Annotated in this window: 28 protein-coding genes; 17 read left to right on the top strand and 11 right to left on the bottom strand. The window is 58.4% G+C overall.

Features of this window, described 5'->3' with window-relative positions:
* Positions 1-64: 64 nt before the first annotated feature.
* The 4 genes from ACS5RD_RS00260 to ACS5RD_RS00275 all read right to left on the bottom strand — a co-directional run bounded on the left by ACS5RD_RS00260 (position 65) and on the right by ACS5RD_RS00275 (position 3199).
* Positions 65-883 (bottom strand): sulfotransferase family protein, encoded by an 819-nt coding sequence (locus ACS5RD_RS00260; RefSeq protein ID WP_489929489.1) that lies wholly within the window; start codon positions 881-883, stop codon positions 65-67.
* A gap of 319 nt (positions 884-1202) precedes the next feature.
* Complete coding sequence (locus ACS5RD_RS00265; protein ID WP_489929490.1) at positions 1203-1937, bottom strand: type ISP restriction/modification enzyme; 735 nt, start codon at positions 1935-1937, stop codon at positions 1203-1205.
* Positions 1938-1943: 6 nt separating this feature from the next.
* A protein-coding gene (locus ACS5RD_RS00270; protein ID WP_489927796.1) for an IS5 family transposase occupies positions 1944-2701 on the bottom strand; the annotation gives its coding sequence in 2 pieces (ribosomal slippage) (positions 1944-2383 and positions 2383-2701; 759 coding nt in all).
* Between the two features lie 45 nt (positions 2702-2746).
* Positions 2747-3199, bottom strand: a complete 453-nt coding sequence (locus tag ACS5RD_RS00275; RefSeq protein WP_489929491.1) for a type ISP restriction/modification enzyme — start codon at positions 3197-3199, stop codon at positions 2747-2749.
* Between ACS5RD_RS00275 and ACS5RD_RS00280 the strand changes: the two genes are divergently transcribed.
* The 6 genes from ACS5RD_RS00280 (at position 3131) to ACS5RD_RS00305 (ending at position 8506) form a co-directional block, all read left to right on the top strand.
* A protein-coding gene (locus ACS5RD_RS00280; RefSeq protein ID WP_489927796.1) for an IS5 family transposase occupies positions 3131-3888 on the top strand; the annotation gives its coding sequence in 2 pieces (ribosomal slippage) (positions 3131-3449 and positions 3449-3888; 759 coding nt in all). The genes ACS5RD_RS00275 and ACS5RD_RS00280 overlap by 69 nt on opposite strands.
* 380 nt (positions 3889-4268) lie before the next feature.
* Positions 4269-4604 carry a helix-turn-helix domain-containing protein gene (locus tag ACS5RD_RS00285; RefSeq protein ID WP_489929492.1) on the top strand — a complete coding sequence of 112 codons (336 nt, stop codon included), beginning with the start codon at positions 4269-4271 and terminating at the stop codon, positions 4602-4604.
* A gap of 121 nt (positions 4605-4725) precedes the next feature.
* The gene (locus tag ACS5RD_RS00290; RefSeq protein ID WP_489929493.1) at positions 4726-5784 is read left to right on the top strand and encodes a tyrosine-type recombinase/integrase; all 1059 of its coding nucleotides are present in this window, start codon (positions 4726-4728) and stop codon (positions 5782-5784) included.
* A gap of 160 nt (positions 5785-5944) precedes the next feature.
* The gene (locus tag ACS5RD_RS00295) at positions 5945-7522 is read left to right on the top strand and encodes a DUF5928 domain-containing protein (RefSeq protein ID WP_054008283.1); all 1578 of its coding nucleotides are present in this window, start codon (positions 5945-5947) and stop codon (positions 7520-7522) included.
* 3 nt (positions 7523-7525) lie between these two features.
* A complete protein-coding gene (locus ACS5RD_RS00300) occupies positions 7526-7894 on the top strand; it encodes an HIT domain-containing protein (protein WP_489929494.1) in 369 nt (122 codons plus the stop codon).
* A gap of 150 nt (positions 7895-8044) precedes the next feature.
* Positions 8045-8506 (top strand): DUF1203 domain-containing protein, encoded by a 462-nt coding sequence (locus tag ACS5RD_RS00305; protein ID WP_489929495.1) that lies wholly within the window; start codon positions 8045-8047, stop codon positions 8504-8506.
* Between the two features lie 52 nt (positions 8507-8558).
* Here ACS5RD_RS00305 and ACS5RD_RS00310 read toward each other — a convergent pair whose 3' ends face one another.
* The 5 genes from ACS5RD_RS00310 to ACS5RD_RS00330 all read right to left on the bottom strand — a co-directional run bounded on the left by ACS5RD_RS00310 (position 8559) and on the right by ACS5RD_RS00330 (position 13278).
* Positions 8559-9131: a YdeI/OmpD-associated family protein gene (locus ACS5RD_RS00310; RefSeq protein WP_489929496.1), complete on the bottom strand. Its 573-nt coding sequence runs from the start codon at positions 9129-9131 to the stop codon at positions 8559-8561.
* The gene (locus ACS5RD_RS00315) at positions 9128-9475 is read right to left on the bottom strand and encodes an MmcQ/YjbR family DNA-binding protein (protein ID WP_489929497.1); all 348 of its coding nucleotides are present in this window, start codon (positions 9473-9475) and stop codon (positions 9128-9130) included. Before ACS5RD_RS00315 ends, ACS5RD_RS00310 begins: the two co-directional genes overlap by 4 nt.
* A 66-nt stretch (positions 9476-9541) precedes the next feature.
* A complete protein-coding gene (gene polA / locus ACS5RD_RS00320) occupies positions 9542-12346 on the bottom strand; it encodes a DNA polymerase I (protein ID WP_489929498.1) in 2805 nt (934 codons plus the stop codon).
* A 60-nt stretch (positions 12347-12406) separates the two neighbouring features.
* Positions 12407-13081, bottom strand: a complete 675-nt coding sequence (locus tag ACS5RD_RS00325; RefSeq protein WP_489929499.1) for a TIGR02117 family protein — start codon at positions 13079-13081, stop codon at positions 12407-12409.
* Between the two features lie 11 nt (positions 13082-13092).
* Positions 13093-13278, bottom strand: coding sequence for a zinc-finger domain-containing protein (locus tag ACS5RD_RS00330; protein ID WP_054008290.1), 186 nt, complete (start codon positions 13276-13278; stop codon positions 13093-13095).
* Between the two features lie 335 nt (positions 13279-13613).
* Here ACS5RD_RS00330 and ACS5RD_RS00335 point away from each other — a divergent pair, with 335 nt between their 5' ends.
* The gene (locus tag ACS5RD_RS00335) at positions 13614-14216 is read left to right on the top strand and encodes a LolA family protein (RefSeq protein WP_489929500.1); all 603 of its coding nucleotides are present in this window, start codon (positions 13614-13616) and stop codon (positions 14214-14216) included.
* Here the strand turns inward: ACS5RD_RS00335 and ACS5RD_RS00340 are convergent.
* On the bottom strand, positions 14213-14794 hold the full coding sequence (locus ACS5RD_RS00340; protein WP_489929501.1) for a transglycosylase SLT domain-containing protein: 582 nt from the start codon (positions 14792-14794) through the stop codon (positions 14213-14215). The genes ACS5RD_RS00335 and ACS5RD_RS00340 overlap by 4 nt on opposite strands.
* 240 nt (positions 14795-15034) lie before the next feature.
* Between ACS5RD_RS00340 and hspQ the strand changes: the two genes are divergently transcribed.
* From hspQ to ACS5RD_RS00390, 10 genes are all read left to right on the top strand, one after another.
* Positions 15035-15361, top strand: a complete 327-nt coding sequence (gene hspQ / locus ACS5RD_RS00345) for a heat shock protein HspQ (protein ID WP_426033824.1) — start codon at positions 15035-15037, stop codon at positions 15359-15361.
* Between the two features lie 85 nt (positions 15362-15446).
* Complete coding sequence (locus tag ACS5RD_RS00350) at positions 15447-15782, top strand: STAS domain-containing protein (protein ID WP_054008294.1); 336 nt, start codon at positions 15447-15449, stop codon at positions 15780-15782.
* Positions 15783-15786: 4 nt separating this feature from the next.
* Positions 15787-16239, top strand: a complete 453-nt coding sequence (locus ACS5RD_RS00355) for an ATP-binding protein (RefSeq protein WP_054008295.1) — start codon at positions 15787-15789, stop codon at positions 16237-16239.
* A gap of 217 nt (positions 16240-16456) precedes the next feature.
* Entirely contained in the window at positions 16457-18028 is a 1572-nt protein-coding gene (locus ACS5RD_RS00360; protein WP_489929502.1) for a gamma-glutamyltransferase family protein, read from the top strand.
* A gap of 1 nt (position 18029) precedes the next feature.
* Entirely contained in the window at positions 18030-18476 is a 447-nt protein-coding gene (locus ACS5RD_RS00365) for a GAF domain-containing protein (RefSeq protein WP_489929503.1), read from the top strand.
* Positions 18473-18832 carry a GFA family protein gene (locus ACS5RD_RS00370; RefSeq protein ID WP_489929504.1) on the top strand — a complete coding sequence of 120 codons (360 nt, stop codon included), beginning with the start codon at positions 18473-18475 and terminating at the stop codon, positions 18830-18832. The genes ACS5RD_RS00365 and ACS5RD_RS00370 overlap by 4 nt, the downstream gene beginning before the upstream one ends.
* Positions 18833-18844: 12 nt before the next feature.
* Positions 18845-19468 (top strand): LysE family translocator, encoded by a 624-nt coding sequence (locus tag ACS5RD_RS00375; RefSeq protein ID WP_489929505.1) that lies wholly within the window; start codon positions 18845-18847, stop codon positions 19466-19468.
* Positions 19469-19471: 3 nt separating this feature from the next.
* On the top strand, positions 19472-20365 hold the full coding sequence (locus ACS5RD_RS00380; RefSeq protein WP_489929506.1) for a homocysteine S-methyltransferase family protein: 894 nt from the start codon (positions 19472-19474) through the stop codon (positions 20363-20365).
* Positions 20362-21015, top strand: a complete 654-nt coding sequence (locus tag ACS5RD_RS00385; protein WP_489929507.1) for an RluA family pseudouridine synthase — start codon at positions 20362-20364, stop codon at positions 21013-21015. Before ACS5RD_RS00380 ends, ACS5RD_RS00385 begins: the two co-directional genes overlap by 4 nt.
* A 90-nt stretch (positions 21016-21105) precedes the next feature.
* Entirely contained in the window at positions 21106-22731 is a 1626-nt protein-coding gene (locus tag ACS5RD_RS00390) for an FMN-binding glutamate synthase family protein (RefSeq protein WP_489929508.1), read from the top strand.
* On the opposite strand, the gene ACS5RD_RS00395 is transcribed toward ACS5RD_RS00390, so the two are convergent.
* On the bottom strand, positions 22728-24704 hold the full coding sequence (locus ACS5RD_RS00395; protein WP_489929509.1) for an oxidoreductase: 1977 nt from the start codon (positions 24702-24704) through the stop codon (positions 22728-22730). The two genes, ACS5RD_RS00390 and ACS5RD_RS00395, sit on opposite strands and share 4 nt — an antisense overlap.
* Positions 24705-24753 lie beyond the last annotated feature (49 nt).

Here is a 24753-nt window from a genome sequence, read left to right on the forward strand (position 1 = left end):
ATCCTCTGCGTGCAAATATCCCACAGGGGTCTGGGGGTGTGAAACCCCCAGCCTTAGGTCAACCTCAATCGCCCAGCTTGGCATGCACCTCATCCAGATCCACCTCGGCCAGCGGCATCTTATTACCCGGATTGTCGAAATCATACTTGAACAGCTGGAAATCCCGCTTGTAGATCTCCCAAATCAGATGCCGCGACAGATCGTCGAAGTAGTCTTCAACCGGGTGCAACCGCTTGGGCCCATGACCTTCGCTCTCATTGAACTTCGGGATCTTCTTCAGATCAACCTTATGTTTTACCTTGATTTTCTTTAGAACCGCGCCCATGCCCTCATCGAATTTCTCGGTGAAGAAAATCTTGTCGTAGCGCCCGCCGTTGACGATATAGGTCGAGACATGCCCCGCCATAGCTGACCAGTGAATGTCCGGCTCCATCGGTTTCTTGAACCGGATGGTGTCGCGCGCAAACAGCAGAAACCGGCGAAAGCTTTCGATCTGGTCAAACTCGCCCTGCCCATCATCCCCGCCGACCTGCACGCCGTATTTCTGCACCAGCAAAGGCACCAGATTGCCGCGATAGCGCTTGCCGTTGCGCTGAATCCCGCAAATCTTATCGAAAAACGAAGATAGAATTCGCGTGTAGGGGTTGCGCACGCAGGTAAAGGCGTAAGACTTATGCGTCTTCACATTGCGCTCAATCAGCGGCTGGCTCGCCTCAATCGCCCATTTGTGCATGCCCCCGGTCGCATCATGGATATCACCATCGAAAAACTTGCCATGATCGGAATAAAACATGATCTGCCCGATGGTCGAGCAAGCGCATTTCGGCACCACCCGGTAGACCACCGATTCCGACTCTGTCATCCAAGTTCCGGGGAAACCCATCCGCACCCTCCCAAACGCCCGCGCCTTATGCGGCACAAACTCAATCCAGCACAAAAAAGCAAACAAACTCTGTCTTCGTTCCCGCGAGTATGTAACCACTAAACATAGCAATACTTACCGTCTGAAATCAGCATCTTAGCTAAATATGCCTCAACCAGACTGTCACTCACAAGATGTGGTGTTCGGGGAGTTCTGCACAAAAATGGCACATGGGTCAAGGCAAGTCCTACCGTTGTTGCTTGTTGCTATGACTGTCTCAGAAGTGTGAATTTTCAACGGGGTATGGAAACGGCGAAAGAAAGGAGCGACATGCCCAACATCATCCGGTCGCTTTGTCAAAAGTCATGGTGATGGTAGCCATGATGCGGTCAGTCTCGAACAGGATTTTTAGGATGCGTTGGTAGTGACGTACATCATCGAAGGAGAGCATTCTGCCCTTGCGGTCTTTCAGCCATTTCTGGGCAGGTTGGTAGCCACCGATGTCGAAGCCCCATGAGACTTCGGGGGCGTTGTCGAAATACTGGGTGGCGTTGATCCAGACCTTGCCGTTGCGGAACTCGGTCTTTTCCACAATGCCATTGCCCTCCCCTTTGAATGGGTATGGGGCGGGGCCGATGGTTGTTGGGTCCATCAGGTGGAGTTTGCGTAGGGTACTGCCCTTGGCGGAAGTATCCCAGAATTCATCCGGGGTCGCTGGCCACGGGATGCGGGGGAAGTCTACCTTGAGAAACTCGGCATAGGTGCTGCGATAGGCGGGACAGTGCAGCACGCCATAGATATAATCAAAGACCACCACCTCATCCGGGGTACCGTGGGTGGGGTGTTTGGCAAGGCTTTGCAGGTGTTTGTACAGTTTGGGGTCAAAGTTAATGCGACGGGTTTGATCGAGGTCTTGTTCGGAGGGATAGAGGTAAAGGGGGAATGAGTAGCTTTGATCGTATCGTGAGGCGAATTTGTTTGAAATCATGCAGTTGGAAACAAACGCGCCGAAATCATCCGCTGTCATTCGCGTTGTAGTCAGGCCGATATTTGCACCTCTAGGGTCCAGACTCATTGATCGTCAAAGCCAGAACAAGACGGTTGCGGCGAGAGCGACGGCGGAGAGGAAGACTTTTGGGCATCTGTCGTAACGTGTTGCCACCCGCCGCCAGTCTTTGAGACGGCCAAACATGATCTCAATCCGATTGCGGCGTTTGTATCGGCGTTTATCGTATTTGACAGGCTTCGCGCGTGACTTCCGGCCGGGGATGCAAGGCGTGATCCCCTTGTTTTTCAGGGCGTCTCGGAACCAGTCGGCGTCATAACCCCGGTCAGCCAGCAGCCACGTCGCTTTGGGTAAGCTGCCCAGTAAGGCCGCAGCGCCGGTGTAATCGCTGACCTGACCTGCGGTCATGAAGAAGCGGATCGGTCGGCCGTTTTCGTCAGTGACGGCATGCAGTTTGGTATTCATGCCACCTTTGGTCCGGCCAATCAGACGACCGCGCCCCCCTTTTTCACCCCAAGGCTTGAAGCCGTGCGGTGCGCCTTGAGATAGGTCGCGTCGATCATCACCGTCTTCGGGACCGCCGCCTCGGAGGCCAACCCTTCCATCATCCGGGCAAAGACGCCCATGTCGCCCCATCGCTTCCAACGGTTGTAAAGCGTCTTCGCCGGGCCGTATTCCTTCGGCGCGTCAGACCAACGCAAGCCATTGCGATTGATGAAGATAATGCCGCTCAAGACCCGACGATCATCGACACGCGGCACCCCGTGGCTCTTGGGAAAGAAGGGTTTAAGTCGAGCCATCTGCTCGTCCGTCAGCCAGTAAAGGTTGCTCATTGCTCAGTCTCCTTGCGGAGCCTGAATCACGGCTGCGTTGCAAAATCAATAGGTCCTGACCCTAAGGAAGTTTCCGAACACTTCGCGCCGCGCCCGGAAAACAAGGTTATCTTGATAGTAAATATGCCTTTGATCGAATAGGCGATAGTCGATCCGCTGCATTAGGTCTGCATCGAAGGGTGGTGATAAGCGGCGCTGTTCTGAAATCTTCCACTGGTAGTTCTCACCAAGCACATACTTAGCTTGAAATATTGCATCTGATATTGTCGAGTCAGAAAATTCAGAAACCCGTCGGGCAATTTTTTCCCGATCTTCGGCTATAATAAAATCATCGCGCGAGGTGACAACACCAGTCGATTGAACCCTAGGGTCAGGACCTATTGATTTTGCAACGCAGCCGTGATTCAGGCTCCGCAAGGAGACTGAGCAATGAGCAACCTTTACTGGCTGACGGACGAGCAGATGGCTCGACTTAAACCCTTCTTTCCCAAGAGCCACGGGGTGCCGCGTGTCGATGATCGTCGGGTCTTGAGCGGCATTATCTTCATCAATCGCAATGGCTTGCGTTGGTCTGACGCGCCGAAGGAATACGGCCCGGCGAAGACGCTTTACAACCGTTGGAAGCGATGGGGCGACATGGGCGTCTTTGCCCGGATGATGGAAGGGTTGGCCTCCGAGGCGGCGGTCCCGAAGACGGTGATGATCGACGCGACCTATCTCAAGGCGCACCGCACGGCTTCAAGCCTTGGGGTGAAAAAGGGGGGCGCGGTCGTCTGATTGGCCGGACCAAAGGTGGCATGAATACCAAACTGCATGCCGTCACTGACGAAAACGGCCGACCGATCCGCTTCTTCATGACCGCAGGTCAGGTCAGCGATTACACCGGCGCTGCGGCCTTACTGGGCAGCTTACCCAAAGCGACGTGGCTGCTGGCTGACCGGGGTTATGACGCCGACTGGTTCCGAGACGCCCTGAAAAACAAGGGGATCACGCCTTGCATCCCCGGCCGGAAGTCACGCGCGAAGCCTGTCAAATACGATAAACGCCGATACAAACGCCGCAATCGGATTGAGATCATGTTTGGCCGTCTCAAAGACTGGCGGCGGGTGGCAACACGTTACGACAGATGCCCAAAAGTCTTCCTCTCCGCCGTCGCTCTCGCCGCAACCGTCTTGTTCTGGCTTTGACGATCAATGAGTCTGGACCCTAGGTGTAGGTACATACATTTAGAACTCATTGAGTAAACACAATGAGTAAATACATTGAGTTATCACTGATACGTCCGTTTACTGTCCGCATTGCGGAATTTTGCTCATTTTTGCGCTCAACATCGGCAGATCAGCCTGCATTCCAACCGCGCTATTGGATTTTCTGGCAAGGTCTTGTGCCCACTGAGAAGAGCATATGTACCCCCTAGACAGGACAAACCATCATCGGTAGAGCGGATTTCAAGGGTATTGACGCACAAAGGAGCGTGAAGCCCAAGGCACCGACAAACACATCGCAAGACGAACCCTAACCTCTGATATTGTTAGTATTTTCTCAAGCCTCAAAGGAGGGTGTTACAGTGCTGTCACCGGAACGACGCCAAAAGAACCACGAAGGCTTGGGAACACGGCTCAAGGATGCAAGGGTTGCGGCAGGCTACACGCAAAAGGCTTTGGCGGACGCGCTGGGCATTGAATACTACACGATGATTAGCCAAATGGAATTGGGATATATTTCGATTCCCCCCGCACTTTGGTCACCCATTGCGGACAAATTGAAGCTCGACAGACCAAGCTGGGTTTTGGCCTGTCTTAGATCAATCCAACCAGAAGTCTTCACCGCAATCTTCGGCAACAAGAGCGTTGCAGAGGTCAAGGCTACACTCACGAAATTGGATAAAGGAATCCAAGACTAAGGGCCAAGCGGCTCCATTGGATCAGTCCAACGGAGAAATACCTTTGCCATCAAGTATGTATCCATGAAACTAGCATCTGTGACACTAGACGGACGATATATATATACAGGGGAAAACTCCAATGAAACTTCTGACCAGAACGGGAAGCAATTTCCTACACTATGACTTCTCAATCGGAACGGAACGCTTCCGTGGTTCGACTAAAAGAACGATCACCGAGAGGAAGGAAGCTGAAGCCTTTCTGGTCAAACAATACCAAGAAAAGCTCAATCAAATTCAGTTCGGGATTAAACCTGAAATCACCATCGCTGACGCCTTCGCTCTCGCATTGAAACGCTACAACGGTTCCACCCTGAGGGTCTACGACCTCGCCCGCCGCAAAATGATCGGTATGCCGCTGACAGGTCCGAGGAAGCCTGCTACTCAGCCTTGGCACTTCAAAGCCACGATGCCCATGTCAAGTCTCAGGCAGGCTCATATCGAGTCCCTATTGATCGCACGCAAGATTGAGGGGATTTCTGCTGCCGGGATTGGGATAGAGTTGAGTGTCCTGAGCCTGACTTACAACTACATTCGCAGGGACTACTCGGCAACGCCCGATCTGACTTTCGCTGCACCGAGGGCTTTCGTGAAGACCCGCTACCTTACAGAAAGTGAAGAGCAAAAAGTCCAAGCCTACCTTGGAAGTCTGACCTGCAAGGCAGCAAAAGACGCCTCTGAATTCATGACCTTTCTCATTGATACTGGGGTCCGGCTGAACGAGGGGGCGGAAGCTCAATGGGGCGATCTGGACCTTACAACAGGCACCTTCGAAGTCTATCGGACCAAAACCAAAACTATCTCGGTTGTACCCTTGTCGCAAAGGGTGCTGACTCTTTTACAGAAGCGGCACAATCAGCCTCAACCATTTGGTAAACTTGTAGGTGCACAGAAACACATCCGAGACGGTTTGAATCTGGTGTGCAACCAAAACCAAAGGATCAACGAGCAACGTGGCAGGGCAACCATCCATAGCCTCAGAGACACATACGCAACACGCTTACTCAAGAACGGATTAAGTCTCTATGAACTCACCAAACTTCTTGGCCACACGCAGGCTTCAATGTCGGAAAAGTACGCCCATCTTGAGACAGGCGACGTTGTTGGCAAAGCCCGACGACTGATGTCTGCGCAAAACTGACCCACTACAGTGGGCACTATACAAACGATAAGAGTTAAGTCGTTGATTTAATAGTATAAAGACAGAGTTTGTGAAATCTCAAAACAAACTCTGTCTTTTCAATGTGTCTTCAAGGTATTTAGAGAAACAATGATACGTTCAAGGATTTAATGTCCACCAAATGGCCAGAATCGCCTACATCCTGCTTTGCCACAAAGATCCCGAGGGGATCATCGCTCAGGCCCAACGCCTGACAGCGGTGGGGGATTATGTCGCCATCCATTTCGACGGCCGCGCCAAGCCATCCGATTTCGACAAAATTCGCTCTGTGCTCACCGCCAACCCCAACGTCACCTTCACCAAACGCCGCGCCAAATGTGGCTGGGGCGAATGGTCGCTGGTCGAAGCCACCCTGATGGCCGTCGAGGCTGCCGTAGAAGCCTTCCCGCGCGCCACCCATTTTTATATGCTGTCCGGCGATTGCATGCCGATCAAATCCGCCGAATTCGCCCATAGGTTCCTCGACCGCGAGGAAGTCGATTACATCGAAAGCTTCGATTTCTTCAGTTCCGACTGGATCAAAACCGGCATCAAGGAAGAACGCCTGATCTACCGCCATTATTTCAACGAGCGCACCCACAAGGCGCTGTTTTACGCCTCGATGAAATGGCAGGATAAACTCGGCCTGACCCGCAACGTCCCCGCCGACATCGCCATGCAGATCGGCAGCCAATGGTGGTGCCTGCGCCGCCGCACCGTCGAATCCGTGCTGGATTTCACCAAGAAACGCCGCGACGTGATGCGGTTCTTCCGCACCACCTGGATTCCCGACGAGACGTTTTTTCAAACCATCGTCCGCCATTTGATCCCCGAGGCGGAACTACGCACCCGCACCCTGACCTTTCTGATGTTCACCGATTACGGCATGCCGGTCACCTTCTATAACGACAATTACGATCTGTTGATCAGTCAAGACTACCTGTTCGCCCGCAAAATCAGTCCCGACGCCACCGATCTGAAAGACCGCCTCGGCAAGCTTTACGCCGCCAAAGGCGTACGCTTTGCGATCTCAAACGAAGGCCGCAGCCTGTTCAAATTCATCTCGGGTCGCGGTCGTGTGGGCCGCCGTTTCGCCCCCCGATTCTGGGAAACCGAAAGCTCGCTTGGCCGCCACCGCACCCTGATGATGGTCACCTGCAAGAAATGGCACGTCGCCAAGCGCTTGGTGGAACGCGTGCGCCAAGTCACCAACCTACCCGCGCTGGACTATCTGTTTAATGAGGCTTCCACCCCGCTGCCCGATCTTGGCGGCATCCAATCGACCTTGGAAAAACGCACCCGCCACCGCCGCGCCCTGATGCGGGTGTTGTTCGATTACTGGCAAACCGATCAGTTGGTGATCTGCATCGATCCCGCCAACGTCGATCTGATGCAGGATTTCTACAACGACAAGGCCAAGGTCCGGCTGTTAGAAATCGAATGTGATTTCACCGATGAATATCTGATCGGCCACGCCAAGCGCGTCGGTCTGGCCAGCGATTCCACCCCCAAAGACACCATCGGCCGTCTGCTGCCCACCATCCGCTATGATGTGAAGTTTGAAGGCGACCGCATCCGCGACGCAGGTTTCCCCAATCTGCTGCGCGTGCGGCAAAGCGCCAGTATCGATGAAAACACCGTGCCTCTGGCCGAATTTCTTGACATAAGCTCCGAGAAGGCGCGCGAAATCGCCGCCACCGCTTATCTGTTTGTGGATTGACCGATGCCCTACACCTATGATCCGCAAAACATCTTCGCCCGCATCCTGCGCGGGGAAATCCCCAACAAAACCGTGCTGGACGCCGAGCATTCGCTCGCCTTCCACGACATCGCCCCGCATGCCCCGGTGCATGTGCTGGTGATCCCGAAAGGCCCCTACGCCACCTTCGATCACTTCGCCGCCAAGGCATCGGCCGAGGAAATCCTCGATTTCCACCGCGCCTGTGCCAAGGTCTGTGAGATTGTCGGCGTTGCCCCCGGCATGGGCTACCGCGCCATCACCAACGCAGGCCCGCATGGCATGCAAGAGGTGCCGCATTACCACCTGCATATCTTGGGCGGCAAAGTCATGGGGCCGCTGATCCAGCGTTAAGGCGGTTTGCGTTTCAGAACGACCCTCAAAATACGCCCTCTCTGGGCAGAACTCTGATCAAGCATAAAGCCAATGCGTTAACAGCAGGTTTCGGGTCGCTTGACTCCTCCTCGCTGCGCTATCTGGGCCAATCCTAACCCAGAGGTTGCCATGATCCGCTTCGCGCCCATCTCCACCGAAACCGCCCGCGCCTACCAAGCCGGCGGCCTCGACGCCAACGGCCAAAAACCCGAGCACCACATCTCCGATGGCGCAGGCAACCCCTGCCGCCATTGTCTGCAGATGATCCCTAAGGGCGCAGGCATGCTGATCCTCGCCCACCGCCCGTTCCCCTCGGCGCAACCCTATGCCGAACTCGGTCCGATCTTTCTTTGCGCCAACGCTTGCGCAGCAGGCGGCAGCGCAGAAATCCCCGAAATCCTCGCCTCCCCCGAGTACATCATCCGGGGCTATTCCGCCGAGAACCGCATCGTCTACGGCACCGGGGCCGTCGTCCCCACCACGACGATCCCCGCCGAGGCGGAAAGCCGTCTGACCGACCCGCGCATCGCCTATGTCCACATCAGATCCGCCCGCAACAACTGCTACCAACTCCGGGTTGAGCGCGCCTGATCGCTTCTCGGCCCTCACAGGCCTCTGCGCTGCCACCAGCGCAGAGCGCCCGTCAGGACGCGATAAGCGGCCCCTCGCCCTGCGTCAGTTTTGCGATGAACTCCGCCAGCCGCTTGGCGCGGGTTTCCGGGCGCTTCGCTGTGGTCAGCCGATAGTAAATCGCATAGCGGTTCTTCGCATCCAAACTGGCAAAGTGATCCCGCGCCACCTGTGTAGCCGCCGCCAGCGCCTCCAGAAAATCCGCAGGCAAATCTGCCCCCTTGCCGCCCGAATAGGTCGCCGCCCACCGCCCATTGGCGCGCGCAACCTCCACCGCCGCCAACCCCGCCGCCTGCATCCGGCCGTCGGCAATCAAGCGCTCGGCATGGGCACGGTTGATCTGACTCCATGCAGAACCAGCCTTGCGCGGCGTAAAGCGCTGTATCCATTGCGTTTCAGATTGCGTCTTACGCACCCCGTCAATCCAGCCCCAAACCAGCGCCTCCAGCACCGCCTGTTGCCAATCGACCGAGGCCACCCCCGAGCCCTTCTTGTGATACAACACCCAAACCTCGCTGGCGCGATCATGGTTCGCCGCCAACCAGTCATGCCATTCGGCGGGCGTGGCAAAAGCCAGCAGCGTCATCGCGCGTCCCAGCCCTTCAAAAACCGCTTCGGTGCCGCATCCCGCCACTGCTGCAAAAGCCGAGCCCTTGCCCAGCCCGGATCAATCCGCCCAGCCCGCACCAGAACCAGATTATGTGGCGCATAATGCGGATGCAGAAAGAATGTCGCAGGCTCCGCGGCCATCAACATCTCGCGCTCATCGCGGCTGGCCTTGAACACCGCCGCATCCTCATAATACGACCAATAGCACCACATCTTGCCAAAAGCCTTCAGCGCCTCATGCCCCCAAGGCGTGGCCAAGGTGATCTCGGGCAGATCCATGCCCAAAGCAAAAGCCTTCAACTCCCCCCAGTTCTGGATCACTTAGGTCATCCTCTGTGCTCAAATATCCTCGGGGGTCTGGGGGTGGAAAACCCCCAGCCTTCACCCTCAATGCGCCGCCGCCCAAGTCGCGCCCACGCCCGCCTCTACCGTCAACGGGACCTTCAACTGCACGGCCGGATGCGAGGCCCCCTCCATCACATCCTTCGCCACCTTGATCAGCGCCTGCGCCGAGCCTTCCTCAACCTCGAACAGCAATTCGTCATGCACCTGCAGCAGCATGGTCGCCGGAATATCCGCAATCGCCGCAGGCATCCGGATCATCGCCCGCCGGATCACATCGGCGGCGGTGCCCTGAATAGGCGCATTGATCGCCGCCCGCTTGGCAAAGCCCGCCCCCGGCCCCTTGGCGTTGATCTCGGGCGTGTGAATCTTCCGCCCGAACAAGGTCTGCACAAAGCCGTTCTTCTGCGCAAACGCCACAGTATCCGACATATACTCCTTGATCCCCGGAAACCGCTCAAAATACCGATCAATAAACCCCTGCGCTTCCGCCCGCGGTATCCGCAAGTTCCGCGCCAGACCAAAGCCGGAAATCCCGTAGATCACCCCAAAGTTGATCGCCTTCGCCCGCCGCCGAATATCCGAAGTCATCTCCGCAAGCGGCACGTTGAACATCTCACTCGCCGTCAACGCGTGAATATCAATGCCATCCTTGAACGCCTGCTGCAGCGAGGCAATATCCGCCACATGCGCCAGAATCCGCAGCTCGATCTGGCTATAGTCCAACGACACCAACACTTTGCCCTTCGGTGCCACAAACGCCTCGCGAATCCGCCGCCCCTCCTCGGACCGAATAGGAATGTTCTGCAAATTCGGATCGGTCGAAGCCAACCGCCCCGTCACCGCCCCAGTGATCGAATACGAGGTATGCACCCGACCCGTCTCGGCATTGATATGATCCTGCAACGCGTCGGTATAGGTCGATTTCAGCTTGGCCAACTGCCGCCAATCCAGCACCAGCCCCGGCAGCTTATGCTCGGTCGCCAGATCCTCCAACACATCCGCCCCGGTCGCATAGGCCCCGGTCTTGCCCTTCTCGCCCCCCGGCAGCCCCAGCTTGTCAAACAGGATCTCGCCCAACTGCTTCGGGCTGCCCACATTGAATGGCTGTCCCGCCACCTCTTGAATCTCCGCCTCCAACCCCGCCATCTTCTGCGCAAAGGCGTTTGACATCCGGCTTAAAGTATCCCGGTCCACCTGCACCCCGGCCATCTCCATCCGCGCCAGCACGGGCACCAAGGGCCGCTCCAACGTCTCATACACCGTCGTCACATGCGCCCGATGCAACTGCGGCTTAAACAGCGCCCACAGCCGCAGCGTCACATCCGCATCCTCCGCCGCATACTTCACGGCATCATCGACCCCAACCCGATCAAACGTCACCGCCGACTTGCCCGAGCCGATCAACTGCTTGATCGGAATACAAACATGCCCCAGATACTTCTCGGACAGAGCATCCATGCCATGCCCATTCAGCCCCGCCTGCATCGCGGAACTCATCAGCATCGTGTCGTCAAACGGCGCAATCTCCACCCCATAGCGCTTGAAAATCTTCCAGTCATATTTCATGTTCTGGCCGATTTTCAGCACCGAAGCATCCTCCAGCACCGGCTTCAACGCCGCCAACACCTCATCAAGCCCAAGCTGCCCCGCCACCAATTCCGACGACCCAAACAGATCACCACCGCCCTGCTTATGCCCCAGCGGAATATAGGCGGCCTTGCCAGCATCGACGCACAAAGAAATCCCCACCAGTTCCGCCTGCATTTCATCGAGCGAGGTCGTCTCGGTATCCACCGCCACATGCCCAACCTCAACAATCCGCGCGATCCAAGCGTCAAGCGCCGCCATCGTGTTGATCTTCTCATAGCCCGCCACATCAAACGCCACCTGCACGGTTTCCACCGCATCATGCGCGCCCTCAACATGCAACGCGCGTGCAGGGTCCGCCGCTGGAGCCGCAACCTTCAACCGCTCGGCCACCCGCTTGGTCAGGGTGGAAAACTCCATCTCTTGCAGAAACCCCATCACCACATCGGCTTCAACCGCCCGCAGTTCCAACCCCTCCAACGGCCAGTCCAACGGCATATCCCCATCCAACTGCACCAGACGTTTGGAGATGCGGATCAGATCGGCGTTATCCACCAAAGCCTCGCGCCGCTTCGGTTGCTTGATCTCGCCCGCCCGCGCCAAAAGCGCTTCCAGATCGCCATATTCCTGAATAAGCAAAGCCGCCGTCTTGATGCCGATTCCCGGCGCGCCCGGCACGTTATCCACCGAATCCCCGGCCAAAGCCTGCACATCGACCACTCGGTTCGGCGCGACGCCAAACTTCTCAAACACCTCATCCAGCCCCAGCCGCTTGTTCTTCATCGGGTCCAGCATATCGACGCCATCGCCGATCAACTGCATCAGGTCTTTGTCCGACGAGATGATCGTCACCGTCCCGCCAGCTTCCCGCGCCCGCCGCGCCAGCGTCGCGATAATATCGTCCGCCTCATAGCCCTCAACCTCGATGCAAGGCACGTTAAACGCCTGTGTCGCCTTGCGGGTGTAGGCGAACTGCGGGCGTAAATCCTCGGGCAACTCCGGGCGGTTCGCCTTATACGCGCTATAAATTTCATTGCGGAAAGTCTTCGATCCGGCGTCGAAAATCACCGCAAGATGCGTCGGCGCGGTCTCTTTCCGGGTCGAGGTCAACTCCCCCCAAAGCAGGTTACAAAACCCCGCCACCGCCCCCACAGGCAGGCCATCCGACTTCCGCGTCAGCGGTGGCAAAGCATGATAGGCCCGGAATATAAACGCCGAGCCGTCGATCAGATGCAGGTGATTGCCCTTGCCGAATGCCATGATCTGCCCGCCCTTTTTCCCGCTTCAGGGCGCAGTATTGCCACGAAGCGGCGTGGCGTTCTAGCCTTGATGCCAGCGCAAAGACAGTTCCACCGCTTGCGGCGTCGGCGTCCAAATTCCAAACGGCACCCCTGCCGCGCGCAAAGTCTCACCCAACCAAGCATTGCAGGGATGCAGAATGCTGAAATCACCCTTGGCGGCAAAAAACCCATCGTGATCATTGAAATGCGCGGTCAAAGCCAACGGCGCCCCGGTCTGATCCCTTTGAAAATTCGCGTCCAGACTGGCCAGCAGCGCCTGATATTGCGCATCCGACAGGGTGAAATAATCAATCCCCTCAACCGAGGCGACATCCCCCGCCACATCCAAATGCAACACCGCTTTATCGCCAGTGACCGCGGTAAACACCGCCCCCGGCTGAATATCGGCGTAACTGCCAGCACTGGTGTAAAATGCCTCTGACCCCCAACCGACCAGCAACCATTCGGCTTGCGGCGCATCTACAGACACCCCCGCGCCTTTGGCAAAGCCATAGCGGGCGCGCAACTCGGGCGACAGCGGCAGCAGAAAATCATAATGAATTGGCGCGCGGGCAAGGCCAATCAGCACATCGGTACCGGGGGCCAGATCAGCATGTTTGCCGGGGATCACCGCTCCGACAAACCCCGCGCCAAAATACAGCAATGGCAAACAAATGAGCCCCGTCGCCGCCCGGATCAAAAACCGCGCGCGCAAGCCCTCAGGCCTTAGTGATCATCATGGGCATGGGCGCGGTCGATCTCAAAACGCTTGTCGCAATAGCCGCATTCGACAAAGCCGGTATCTTCCGGGATGGTCAGCCACACGCGCGGATGGCCCAAAGCCGCCTCACCGCCATCGCAAGCGATTTTCCAATGGGTGACAATCTGGGTTTCCGGGGCGTTGATCGACATGGATGCGTCCTTGGCTGGGGTTGCCGCATTGTATCCGCTATCGCCCCACGGGCAAGGGGCGCTGCGGCTGAAAACGCGGAACGCTCCGCGGGGGATATTTAAGCCAAGATGAAACTGCACAGATTTCATCTTGGCTTAAATATCCCCGCCGGAGGCTTCAACAGCGCAGCACGCGCGCGTTAACAAAGCATGAAGATCAGGGCTTTTGCCACAATTTAATCCATAGAAAACAATGGTCCCGAGTTGGGACCCATCACGAAACCCGCTTCGGCACCTCTCCGCCAAGTGAACGCGAGGGGGGTGCAGGTGCGGCTCGGATGCCCTATATATACCCCATGAAACCGCTTCGCCCCCTCCTCGCCCCGCTCGCGCTGATCCTTCTGGCTGTCCCTGCTTGGGCCGATAAAATCACGTTGAAGGATCTCTCGGCCTACCTGAACAGCCTGACCTCGGTGGAAACCCCGTTCACCCAAGTCAACGCCGACGGCTCGATTGCCACTGGCAAGCTGATCATCAAACGCCCCGGCCGGGTGCGCTTTGAATACGCCCCGCCAGACAAATCCTTAGTGCTGGCCTCCAGCGGCAATGTCGCGATCTTTGATGCGAAATCAAACCAAGCTCCGGAACAATACCCGCTGAAGCGCACGCCGCTGAACCTGATCCTCGCCGCCAACGTCGATCTCGGCAGCGCCAAAACCGTGGTCGCCCATACCGAGGACAAGAACGCCACCCAAGTCGTCGCGCAAGATCCGCAGCACCCCGAATACGGCCAGATCGCGCTGGTGTTCACCGCCAACCCAATCACCCTGCGGCAATGGGTGATCACCGATGATCTCGGCCAGCAAACCACGGTGATCCTGGGCGATTTGAAGACCGGCGGCAACTACAGCGCCAGCTTGTTCAACATCACCGATGAGATTGAGCGCCGCCACCGTTAACGGCGGCAGTAGCTCAGCTGTTCAGCATACATGGTCGAGCGCCGCCCAATCGCGGCGGCGACATCCACCAGCCAAGGCTTGTTAAGATAGGATTGGTTGGCGTAACCCGTCCGACCCTCATGATAGGCCAGATACTGCGCCTCGGCATCGCCGCGTGAAATCCCCAGCTTGTCGCTGCTTTCGCTCATGTACCAGCCCATGAAATCCGTCGCATCGCCGATCCGGTCACGTTTGGCACCATGGCGGCGCTGTTCCTTTTGGTATTCTTCCCAAGTGCCGTCCAGCGCCTGACTGTAGCCATAGGCCGAGGATTGCCGCCCCATCGGGATCACCCCCAGCGCAAACTGGTGTGGGGTGCGCGCATTGCCGATAAATTTCGATTCCTGATAAATCGCCGCCATCTGCACATGCACCGGCACGCCCCATTTCCGCTCGGTCGCCCGCATCGCGCTGAAATACGCCGGACGCTGCCGCACAATCGCGCAGGCGTCATCCATATTTTTCGGCGCCGATGAGTTTCCACCCCCGCAAGATGCAAGGGCCAACAACAGGATCGACGCACGGAGAGTTCTGCTCATTTGCCCCTCGCGTTCTTATTTTGTCGCAAGGATACGAGAAAATCGGTGCCGTGGAAATGGGCATGTCTGCGTTTTCACATGACAATCCCGTGCGAAACCCGGTTTCGGCGGAATTTCGGATCGGCAAGATGTAGCCAGACTAGGCCGCAGCCCAACACAGACTGTTTCCCTCGCGGCGCGCCTGTGGAATAGACACCGCCTGCGCAACGGATTACTAACCCTTATGGGGGCACATATGCTATGCTGAAGACTGCGGCCAAATATCACATCGGTCAGGTGCTTCGTCATCGCAAGCACCCGTTTCGCGGTGTGGTGTTCGATGTGGACGCGATGTTTTCCAACACCGAGGAATGGTATTACGCCATTCCCGAAGACGCCCGTCCCTCGCGCAATCAGCCGTTTTATCACCTGCTGGCTGAGAATGACCAAAGCTACTATGTCGCCTATGTCTCCGAGCAGAACCTTGTGCCGGATGAGACAGGCGAGCCGATAACCCATCCCGATCTGCCCGATCTGTTCGGCGATTTTGAGAATGGCCGCTATCCGCTGCAATTCCAGCTGAATTAATTCCCCACATATCCGCCGCCGCTTACGGATCAGTAACCTCTTGCGCCTAATCTAACCCCAGTTTTCCAACAAAGGGGCCAAGCAGATGGAGCTTGTGGCAGAACACCGTGGCGAAATGATTGTGGTCAGCGCCTTGGGCGACCGTATCGACGCCGCAGGCGCGATTCAGTTCAAAGACCGGATGCGCGAACTTACCCAAACACCGTCACTGCGGGTGGTTTTGGATATGTCGCGGGTGGCATTTCTGGACAGCAGCGGTCTGGGCGCGGTGGTTGCGGTGATGAAGGCTTTGGGGCCCGATCGGAAACTGGAACTTTCCGGCCTGACTACCACGGTGCAAAAGGTGTTTCGGCTGACGCGCATGGACAGTATTTTCACCATCCATGATCACCTCCCCGACGATTTGCGGCAGGTGGGGTAGGCCGATGAATGCCGAAGCTGTCGACTTCTCCTCCAGCACGCGGCTGACAATTCCGGGGCGACAGACTGCCGTGCGCGATGGCCTGCGCGCGCTGCTGGACACGCTTTTACTGCGCAGCCTACCTGAAGACGGTCGTGGCACCGCCGAAATTGTGCTTGCAGAGGCGTTGAACAACATCGTCGAACATGCTTATGCCCATCATGATGGCGAGATCGAAATCTCGCTGCAACTGCGGCGGAACGGATTGCTGTGCATGATCTCGGACACCGGCGAGCCGATGCCCGGCGGTCAGTTGCCCGCAGGCGTACTCGCCCCGCTGGCGGATTTTGCCGATCTGCCCGAAGGTGGATTCGGCTGGCATTTGATTCGAAGCCTGTCGAAAGACCTCGCCTATCGTCGGGAATGCGGGCGCAACCTGCTCAGCTTCCGGTTAGACACGCAACAATCGCCCGCTTGATCTGCGATTGTTCTAACTTCGTGAGAACCGCCACCTATTTGCCGAAATTCCCCCCTAATACAGCCGCCGATAATGCAGATATTGAATCTGTAGCTGCATAAAGCTTCCCTCGGCGCTGCGGATATTGCCCCCACCCAGTTCGTGACGTCGAGGTTCATCTCTCTCTTGGAAGTCCTGCAACAACTCCCTAGGCTTGCCGCCAACAGGAGGGTTTTTCATGCGCGATTTTCAGGCTCCAGGCCGCTCGGCGATCTATGCCAGCAATGGCATCTGCGCCACCTCGCACCCCTTGGCCGCCAAAGTCGCGGTTGAGGTGCTGGAGGCGGGCGGCAATGCGGTGGATGCCGCCATCGCAGGTGCGGTGTTGCTCGGGATTTGCGAGCCGCAGATGACCGGAATCGGCGGCGACTGTTTTACGCTGATCAAGCCCGCTGGCGAAGAGCGCATTGTCGCGCTGAACGGCTCGGGCCGCGCGCCGAAAGCCTATGCGGCGCAGGCGATGCGGGATCGTGGGTTGGATGCCGTCCCCCTCCGTGGCGTTGATCCGGTGACAGTGCCCGGCGCGATGGATGCCTTCTGCCGCCTGTCCACCGATTGGGGCAAGTTGGGTCTAGACCGCGTATTGGCCCCCGCGATCCGCTATGCGGATGAGGGCGTCCCGGTTGCGCCGCGTGTCGCCCTCGACTGGGCAGTGGACGGCCCGGAACTCAGCGGCGATGCCCGCAAATTTTACCTGCTGGATGGTCAGGCTCCAAAAATCGGCCAAGTTTTCCGCGCCCCCGGCCAAGCCGAAGTGCTGCGCCGCGTTGCCCGCGAAGGCCGCGCCGGATTTTATGAGGGCGAGGTGGCCGAAGACATGGTCACCTCACTGCAAGCCATGGGTGGTCTGCACACGCTGGAAGATTTCGCAGCCACCGCTTGCACTTACACCGACCCTATCGCGGGCGATTATAAGGGCGTCGAACTGGTTGAGCATCCGCCAAACGGCCAAGGGGCCACGGCAATCCTGATGCTGAACATCCTCAAACACTTCGACCTTGCCGCGATGGACCCGTTCGGCACCCAGCGCGCGCATATCGAGGCCGAGGCCGCCAAACTCGCCTATGACGCCCGCAACCGCTTTATTGCCGAAGCCACGCCGCGCCTTGATCACATGCTCTCATTGGAAACCGCAGCGAAACTTGCCGCCCTGATCGACCCTAAGCGCGCAATGGCAGCGGCGGCCCCCCTGACCGAGGCCGTCCACAAAGACACCATCTACATCACGGTTGTCGATCGCGACCGCATGGCGGTGTCGCTGATTTACTCGATTTTCTGGGGCTTTGGCGCGGGCATCGCCTCGCAGAAATTCGGTATCAACTTCCAGAATCGCGGCGCGGGTTTCAGCCTGCAGCCCGGCCATCCGAACGAGGCTGGCGGCGGCAAGCGCCCGATGCACACGATCATTCCCGGCATGTTGCGCAAAAATAGCAAGGTTATCATGCCCTTCGGCGTGATGGGCGGCGCCTATCAGCCCTGCGGCCATGCCCGCTTTGTCACCAACATGGTTGATTACGGTTTGCAGGCCCAAGCCGCCATCGACGCGCCGCGCTGTTTCTCGGGGGCAGAGGGTATGTTGGCGGAAAGCGGCTACGCGCCGCAAGTGCGCGCCGAACTGGCGCAGATGGGGCATCAGGTGTCGCTGTCGCCCGAGCCGATTGGCGGCGCGCAAAGCATCCTGATTGATGATTCTGGCATTCTGATTGGCGCGTCTGACCCGCGCAAAGACGGCTGCGCTTTGGGATATTGATATGCAGCACATCACCGAATCCATCCGCGCGCTAACCCATGGCGAAACCGACACCGTGGCGCTGATGGCCACCGTGGCGTGCGAGTTGCACCATGCCCACCCCTTCGCCGATTGGACGGGATTCTACCGCGTGACTGAACCTAACCTTTTGAAAATAGGCCCCTATCAGGGTGGTCACGGTTGCCTTGTGATCCCGTTTTCGCGTGGCGTCTGTGGTGCTTGCGCCCGCACCGGCCAAGTGCAGAACGTGCCGGATGTCGATGCCTTCCCCGGCCATATCGCCTGCGCCAACTCGACCAAATCCGAACTGGTGCTTCCGGTCTGGAACGGCGCGGGCAAGCTGCTCGGCGTCTTGGACATCGACAGCAACACCCCCGCCGCCTTCACGAAGGCCGATGAGGATTGGCTGGTACCGCTCTTGGCCGAAGTGTTCAGGAGCGCGCAATGAAAGGTGGTTGTCTCTGCGGCCAAGTCCGGGTTGAGGCCGACGCGCCGTTGCGCGACGTATTTGCCTGCCACTGTTCACAATGCCGCAAAACCTCGGGGCATTTCTGGGCGGCCACTTCCGTGCCACTGGACCGTTTCCGCCTGACCGAAACCACTGGCCTGCGCTGGTTCCAATCCTCGCCCCAAGCGCGGCGCGGGTTTTGCGGAACTTGTGGCTCCAGCCTATTTTGGGAGCCGGTGGGGGAGGCCCGCATCAGCATCGCCGCAGGCGCGCTGGAGGGGGCGACGGGGCTGCAAATCACCCAGCATTGGTGCGTCGAAGACAAGGGCGATTATTACGACATTCCAACGCCTTAACCCGGAGACACCATGTGGGATATCATCAATGGCATCGGCCTGCATAATCTGCTCGCCTTTATCGGTGGAGGCTTGGTGGTGAATCTGACACCGGGGCAGGATGTTTTCTTTGCCACCGCTTCGGGCATTCAAGGTGGCCCGCGTGCAGGGGTTATGGCGGGGCTTGGCGTCGGCCTTGGGGCTTTGTGGCATGTGGCGCTATCCGCGCTTGGCCTCTCGGCCCTGATCGCCGCCAACCCCGCGGCATTAAGCGCCATCAAATACACCGGCGCCGCCTATCTGCTTTATATCGCTTGGAAATCTTGGCGTGACAGCGGCGAAATTGCCCCCGGCAAGGGCCAACGCACGGGCTGGGCCGCCTTCCGCAAAGGTGCCTTAACCAACATTCTGAACCCTAAGCCGATCCTGTTCATGCTGGCCTTCCTGCCGCAATTCGTGAACCCCGGCCTCGGCCCGGTCTGGTTGCAGATTCTGCTGCTCGGCGCGATCTTTGGCATCACCGGCACGATTATCACCGTCGGCTATGGCTATTTGGCAGGGCGCGCGGGTCGTGCTATTGGCGCACGCATGGGCCTGTTGAACAAGCTCGCAGCGGTACTTTTCGCGGGTCTGGCGGCCCGGTTGATCACGGAGTGAATGATGCAAATTACCCTTCTCGACGGTGGCATGGGCCAGGAATTGGTCGCGCGCTCGGGCGACGAACCCACCCCGCTGTGGGCGACCCGCGTGATGATCGACCATCCCGGTTTGGTGAAGGCCATCCACGACGACTACTTTGCGGCGGGCGCTTCGGTGGCCACCACCAACACCTATAACATCCTGCATGATCGGCTTCAGGGTGTGGGTCTGGATTCGCTCTATCACGCTTTGCACCTACGCGCGTTGATGGAAGCGCATGAGGCGAAAGCCCAAGCTGGCCGTGGGATGATCGCTGGTTCGATGGGGCCCTTGGGCGAATCTTATCGCCCCGACCTAACCCCTCCTGTTGAGGTCTCAGCACCGCTTTACGCCGAAAAAGCTCGCATTCTGGCCCCGCATGTCGATGTGATCCTGCTGGAAACCATGTCCTCTCTGGACCTTGCACGGGGTGCTTTGCAGGGCGCACAGGCGGCGGGTCTGCCCGTGTGGCTGTCGGTTTCGGTGCATGACCGCGACGGCAGCCGCCTGCGTTCGGGCGAACCGATTGACGGATTGCGCGATCTAATCGCCGAACACCCCACTGCCGCCGTGCTGGCAAATTGCTCGATGCCCGAGGCGATGCTGGCCGCGCTGCGCGAACTTTCCACCATGGGCCTGCCTTTCGGCGCCTATGCCAACGGTTTCAGCGAAATCTCGAGCCTGCCACTGCCCGATACCGTCGCCGCCCCCGATTATACCCACCGCCATGATCTCTCGCCCGAGAAATACACCGCTTTCGTGATGGAATGGATCGCCCTTGGTGCCACCATCGTCGGCGGCTGCTGCGAGGTTGGCCCCGCCCATATCCGCCACCTTGCCGCCAGTCTGAAAGCCGCAGGCCACAGCATCGTATGATCCCGGATTTTATCTACACTCCCCCACATGTGCCGCTGGATATCCTGCACCAAGATGCGCAAATCATCGTGGTGAACAAGCCTGCGGGCCTGCTGTCAGTACCGGGCAAGCTGGAAGGGCGCGAGGATTGCCTCGTCAGCCGCCTGCAAGCGGCGCATTGGGATACTCTGCTGGTGCATCGTCTGGATTGTGACACCTCTGGCGTGATGATTTTTGCCCGCACCAAACAAGCACAGGGCTTTCTGGGACAGGAATTCGAAAAACGGCGCGCCAAGAAAACCTACATCGCAGAAGTTTACGGCACGTTAACGCCCGATCACGGCCATATCGACCTGCCCCTCTGCGCCGATTGGCCAAACCGTCCGCGCCAGATGGTCGATTACGTCCACGGTCGCCCCGCGCAGACCGATTGGCAAGTGATCAGCCGTACCCCCGAGTCCACGCGCGTCCGCCTGTTCCCCTTGACCGGGCGCAGTCATCAGTTGCGCGTGCATATGCTGGCGCAGGGCTGCCCGATCCTCGGCGATCCGATCTATGCCACGGGAAAGGCGCGCGATTTTCCGCGCCTGATGCTCCATGCCGAAAGCCTGTCGTTGCATCATCCCGAAACGAAAGACTGGATCACCTTCAGCGCCCCGATCCCGTTTTAATGTGACAAGACTTTGTGACATTCCAGCGTTAACCTGACAGAAATTTATGCGGCGTTAGATGGCAGTCAATGTGCTGCCCAAGGGATCATAATGCAATTTCTGCGCTATCCGTTCGAGCCTCGCTATTCTGCAATGACGCTGTGTGTCGTGCTTGCCGTAGTTTTTGCCGCCCTCAGCCAACGCTGGCTGGCCTATGCCGATGTGCTGGAACTGCTGACCGTGGTGATGCTAGGGCTGGTGGCTTTGGGGGTCTATGATCTGCGGCAAACCCGCCACGCCATCCTGCGCAATTACCCGATCGTGGCGCATATGCGCTTCATTCTGGAAGATATTCGCCCCGAACTGCGGCAGTATTTCTTTGAAGGCGAGAAGGATGGTGCGCCCTTCCCGCGCGACAAGCGCGCCATCGTCTATCAACGCGCCAAGCGCGAGTTGGATAAGCGCCCGTTCGGCACGATGTATGACGTGTATCAGGAACAATACGAATGGTTGCACCACTCGATTGCGCCGCGGCCTGCCGCCGCGATTGAGGCGATGCGGGTCGACATCGGCCTTGGCCCGCGCGCCTATTCCGCCTCGCTTCTGAACATTTCCGCGATGAGTTATGGCGCGCTTTCCGCCAATGCGATCCGCTCGCTGAACAAAGGCGCGCAATCTGGCGGCTTCTTTCATGATACCGGCGAAGGCGGGGTTTCGCCCTATCATCGCGAATTCGGCGGCGATCTGGTTTGGGAATTGGGCTCGGGCTATTTCGGCGCGCGCAATCTGGCGGGTGGATTTGATGCCACGCTGTTTGCCGAGGCTGCCGCCGATCCTCAGATCAAAATGGTCGAGTTGAAACTGTCGCAGGGGGCCAAACCCGGCCACGGTGGCGTGTTGCCAGCGGCGAAAGTCAGCGCGGAAATCTCGCAGATCAGGGGCGTGCCGATGGGGCAGGATTGCGTCTCGCCCGCCAGCCATTCCGAGTTTTCAACGCCCGCGGGCCTGTTGGAATTTGTCGCCCGGATGCGGGAATTGTCGGGTGGGAAGCCCGCAGGATTCAAGCTTTGTATCGGCCATCCATGGGAGTTTATGGCGATCTGCAAGGCGATGCTGGAAACCGGCATCACCCCGGATTTCATCGTCATTGACGGCAAAGAAGGTGGCACCGGGGCCGCTCCGCTGGAGTTTATGGATCATGTCGGGATGCCGCTGCGCGATGGATTGTCCTTTGCGCACAATGCGTTGATCGGCGTCGGCCTGCGCGACAAAATCAAGATCGGCGCGTCGGGCAAGATCACCTCGGCCTTCGATATGGCCAAGGTGATGGCTTTGGGGGCCGATTGGTGCAACGCCGCGCGCGGCTTCATGTTCGCGGTCGGCTGTATTCAGGCGCAATCCTGTCACACCGGGCTGTGCCCCACTGGCGTCACCTCGCAAGACCCTGCTCGCCAGCGCGCCATCGTGGTGCCCGACAAGGCCGAAAGGGTGACGAATTTCCATCACAACACCCTGCATGCACTGGCCGAACTGGTCGCCGCCGCAGGACTGTCGCATCCGCAAGAGCTGCGCCCGCATCATTTCCAGCGCCGAGCCTCGTCCGATAAGGTGATCTCCTTTGCCGAGCAATATGAGCAACTTAAACCCGGTCAACTGCTCGCCGACCCCGCGTCCTCACCGCATTTCCGCGACGCGTGGGCGCTGTCCTCTGCCAGCAGTTTCGCGCGGGTGGGTTAGAGGTCAAGCGCCAGCTTGCGGCCCTCGTGAAACGCATAGGCTGCAAGCCGGGGTGCGACACAATCGCCGATCCGCAGCACCTTTTTACCCGCGAAATCTTCGGGGAACGGATCAAACGCCCGGTTCGTCGTGGCCATCACCAGGCCCGAGGCAGCGATAACCTCTTCCTCGCCGGTCAGCAGGTTCAACACCGAAGCACCATTGCCATGCCAGTGCGCGATGCAAGCTTCAGTTTTGAACACCACCCCCAATTTCGCCATCCTGCGCCGCGCCGCACCATCCGCCGCCGTTCGCGCGATTTCTTTGCCGACAAAAGCCTCGGGCGTTACAATCGTCACCTGCTTGCCCGCCTCGGCCAAAGCCCAAGCCGTGCCAACGCCGCGCCAGTTTGACCCCTCATCATAGACGATCACCGCATCGCCCAACCGGGCCTCACGCCGCATCACGTCTTCGGGCGACCAAACCCCGCCCAGCTCCAACCCCGGCAGGCTTTCCAGATGCGGCAACCAGCGTTGAAACGCTTTTTCATCTGGCAAAGAGCCCGTCGCCAGTACCACCACATCCGCAGGATTCGCGGCGATCTCATCAGCGTCGAGATAGGTGTTCAACCGCAACGTCACGCCCAGCTTTACAAACTGCCGCTCATACCAATCCATCAACTCCAAAATCTGCGCCCGCCGCGGCTGCATGCCCGCAAGGCGGAATTGCCCTCCAATCACCGGCAAAGCCTCCACGATCTCCACGCGATAACCGCGCTCTGCCGCCCCACGCGCTGCCTCCAGACCAGCCGGGCCAGCGCCCACCACCAGCACCGATTTCGGCACAGCCGTGGCTTGAAACCGATCACCGCCCCATTCAAACTCGCGCCCCACCGAGGGGTTCACCAAGCAGGAAATCCAATAATCCCGGCTGCGCCGCCCCCAGCACATTTGATTGCACGAGATACAGCCGCGAATATCTTCCGCCCGACCTTCCGTAGCTTTGCGCGCTAGGTGTGGGTCGGCAATCTGCCCGCGCACGATGGACACCAGATCAGCCTCACCCGAGGCAATGATCTGCTCGCCATTCTCTGGCGTCCGTACCCCGGCCTCGGAGGTAATTTTAATGTTCTTCGCCAAAGCTTTAAGCTGCGCTGTCAGGGGCGTTGTCAGCTTTTCGCCATGGGTGAACGGGGGGATGATCGCGTCAAATTCCAGATAGCTGCCCGCGCCGACCGTCACATAATCCAGATGCCCGGTCGCATCATGTAACGCGATGATTTCACACATACTCTCAGCCGAGAGCGTCGCGGAATAGGCGGTGGAATAGCTAACCGCCATCCCGACGATAAAATCCTCCCCACAGACGCGACGGATATTTTCGACCAACGTTCGCGAAAACCGCGTGCGGTTCTCCAGCGAGCCGCCCCATTTGTCATCCCTCTGGTTCGACCACGGCGTCCAGAATTGATCCAGCAGCGAGTGGTAGGCCGCCCAAACCTCGACCCCTTGAAAGCCCGATTTCTGCGCCCGCACCGCCGCCGCCAGATGCGCCGCCAGCAGTTCCTCAATCTCAGCTTCGGTCATTTTATGCGAACCGTCGCTGTCGTGATACGACGGCCCACCCGAGGGCGACCAATGCGGTGCAAAGCTGAGGTCCGAATCGCCATGCGCCCCGACATGGTAAATCTGCTGGCAGATCACCGCGCCTGCGTCTTTCACCTTCTCAGTAATCCGCTGAAAATGCGGAATAACCTTGTCTGACTCATGCAGCATATTGCCCCGGGTCAGCACGCCGGTGCGATGTGCAGGCACCGGCTCTGTCACGATCATGCCCGCGCCGCCTAAAGCGCGCTCCAGAAAATAGCCCTCCATCCGCGCGCCCGGCAGGCCCTGATCCGCCATATTGTTGGTATGCGCGCCGAACACGATGCGATTGCGCAGGGTCTGGCCGCGCATCTGCAACGGCGAAAGAAGGCGGAGATGCGAGGTCATATTGGCTCCTGCAGTGGCTGCCCGCAGCAAAACTCGAATCGACATATGT

The organism is Cypionkella sp. PAMC25878 (genome assembly GCF_058135695.1).

What these genes read in the sequence shown, in the direction of transcription:
- ACS5RD_RS00330 (WP_054008290.1), bottom strand. Translation starts at nt 13,278, where the DNA reads ATGTCGATCAACGCCCCGGAAACCCAGATTGTCACCCATTGGAAAATC.
- ACS5RD_RS00365 (WP_489929503.1), top strand. Translation starts at nt 18,030, where the DNA reads ATGCAGCACATCACCGAATCCATCCGCGCGCTAACCCATGGCGAAACC.
- ACS5RD_RS00265 (WP_489929490.1), bottom strand. Translation starts at nt 1,937, where the DNA reads ATGAGTCTGGACCCTAGAGGTGCAAATATCGGCCTGACTACAACGCGA.
- ACS5RD_RS00370 (WP_489929504.1), top strand. Translation starts at nt 18,473, where the DNA reads ATGAAAGGTGGTTGTCTCTGCGGCCAAGTCCGGGTTGAGGCCGACGCG.
- ACS5RD_RS00300 (WP_489929494.1), top strand. Translation starts at nt 7,526, where the DNA reads ATGCCCTACACCTATGATCCGCAAAACATCTTCGCCCGCATCCTGCGC.
- ACS5RD_RS00295 (WP_054008283.1), top strand. Translation starts at nt 5,945, where the DNA reads ATGGCCAGAATCGCCTACATCCTGCTTTGCCACAAAGATCCCGAGGGG.
- ACS5RD_RS00340 (WP_489929501.1), bottom strand. Translation starts at nt 14,794, where the DNA reads ATGAGCAGAACTCTCCGTGCGTCGATCCTGTTGTTGGCCCTTGCATCT.
- ACS5RD_RS00290 (WP_489929493.1), top strand. Translation starts at nt 4,726, where the DNA reads ATGAAACTTCTGACCAGAACGGGAAGCAATTTCCTACACTATGACTTC.
- ACS5RD_RS00390 (WP_489929508.1), top strand. Translation starts at nt 21,106, where the DNA reads ATGCAATTTCTGCGCTATCCGTTCGAGCCTCGCTATTCTGCAATGACG.
- ACS5RD_RS00360 (WP_489929502.1), top strand. Translation starts at nt 16,457, where the DNA reads ATGCGCGATTTTCAGGCTCCAGGCCGCTCGGCGATCTATGCCAGCAAT.
- ACS5RD_RS00305 (WP_489929495.1), top strand. Translation starts at nt 8,045, where the DNA reads ATGATCCGCTTCGCGCCCATCTCCACCGAAACCGCCCGCGCCTACCAA.
- ACS5RD_RS00355 (WP_054008295.1), top strand. Translation starts at nt 15,787, where the DNA reads ATGAATGCCGAAGCTGTCGACTTCTCCTCCAGCACGCGGCTGACAATT.
- ACS5RD_RS00260 (WP_489929489.1), bottom strand. Translation starts at nt 883, where the DNA reads ATGGGTTTCCCCGGAACTTGGATGACAGAGTCGGAATCGGTGGTCTAC.
- polA (WP_489929498.1), bottom strand. Translation starts at nt 12,346, where the DNA reads ATGGCATTCGGCAAGGGCAATCACCTGCATCTGATCGACGGCTCGGCG.
- ACS5RD_RS00310 (WP_489929496.1), bottom strand. Translation starts at nt 9,131, where the DNA reads ATGACGCTGCTGGCTTTTGCCACGCCCGCCGAATGGCATGACTGGTTG.
- ACS5RD_RS00350 (WP_054008294.1), top strand. Translation starts at nt 15,447, where the DNA reads ATGGAGCTTGTGGCAGAACACCGTGGCGAAATGATTGTGGTCAGCGCC.
- ACS5RD_RS00395 (WP_489929509.1), bottom strand. Translation starts at nt 24,704, where the DNA reads ATGACCTCGCATCTCCGCCTTCTTTCGCCGTTGCAGATGCGCGGCCAG.
- hspQ (WP_426033824.1), top strand. Translation starts at nt 15,035, where the DNA reads ATGCTGAAGACTGCGGCCAAATATCACATCGGTCAGGTGCTTCGTCAT.
- ACS5RD_RS00385 (WP_489929507.1), top strand. Translation starts at nt 20,362, where the DNA reads ATGATCCCGGATTTTATCTACACTCCCCCACATGTGCCGCTGGATATC.
- ACS5RD_RS00335 (WP_489929500.1), top strand. Translation starts at nt 13,614, where the DNA reads ATGAAACCGCTTCGCCCCCTCCTCGCCCCGCTCGCGCTGATCCTTCTG.
- ACS5RD_RS00375 (WP_489929505.1), top strand. Translation starts at nt 18,845, where the DNA reads ATGTGGGATATCATCAATGGCATCGGCCTGCATAATCTGCTCGCCTTT.
- ACS5RD_RS00380 (WP_489929506.1), top strand. Translation starts at nt 19,472, where the DNA reads ATGCAAATTACCCTTCTCGACGGTGGCATGGGCCAGGAATTGGTCGCG.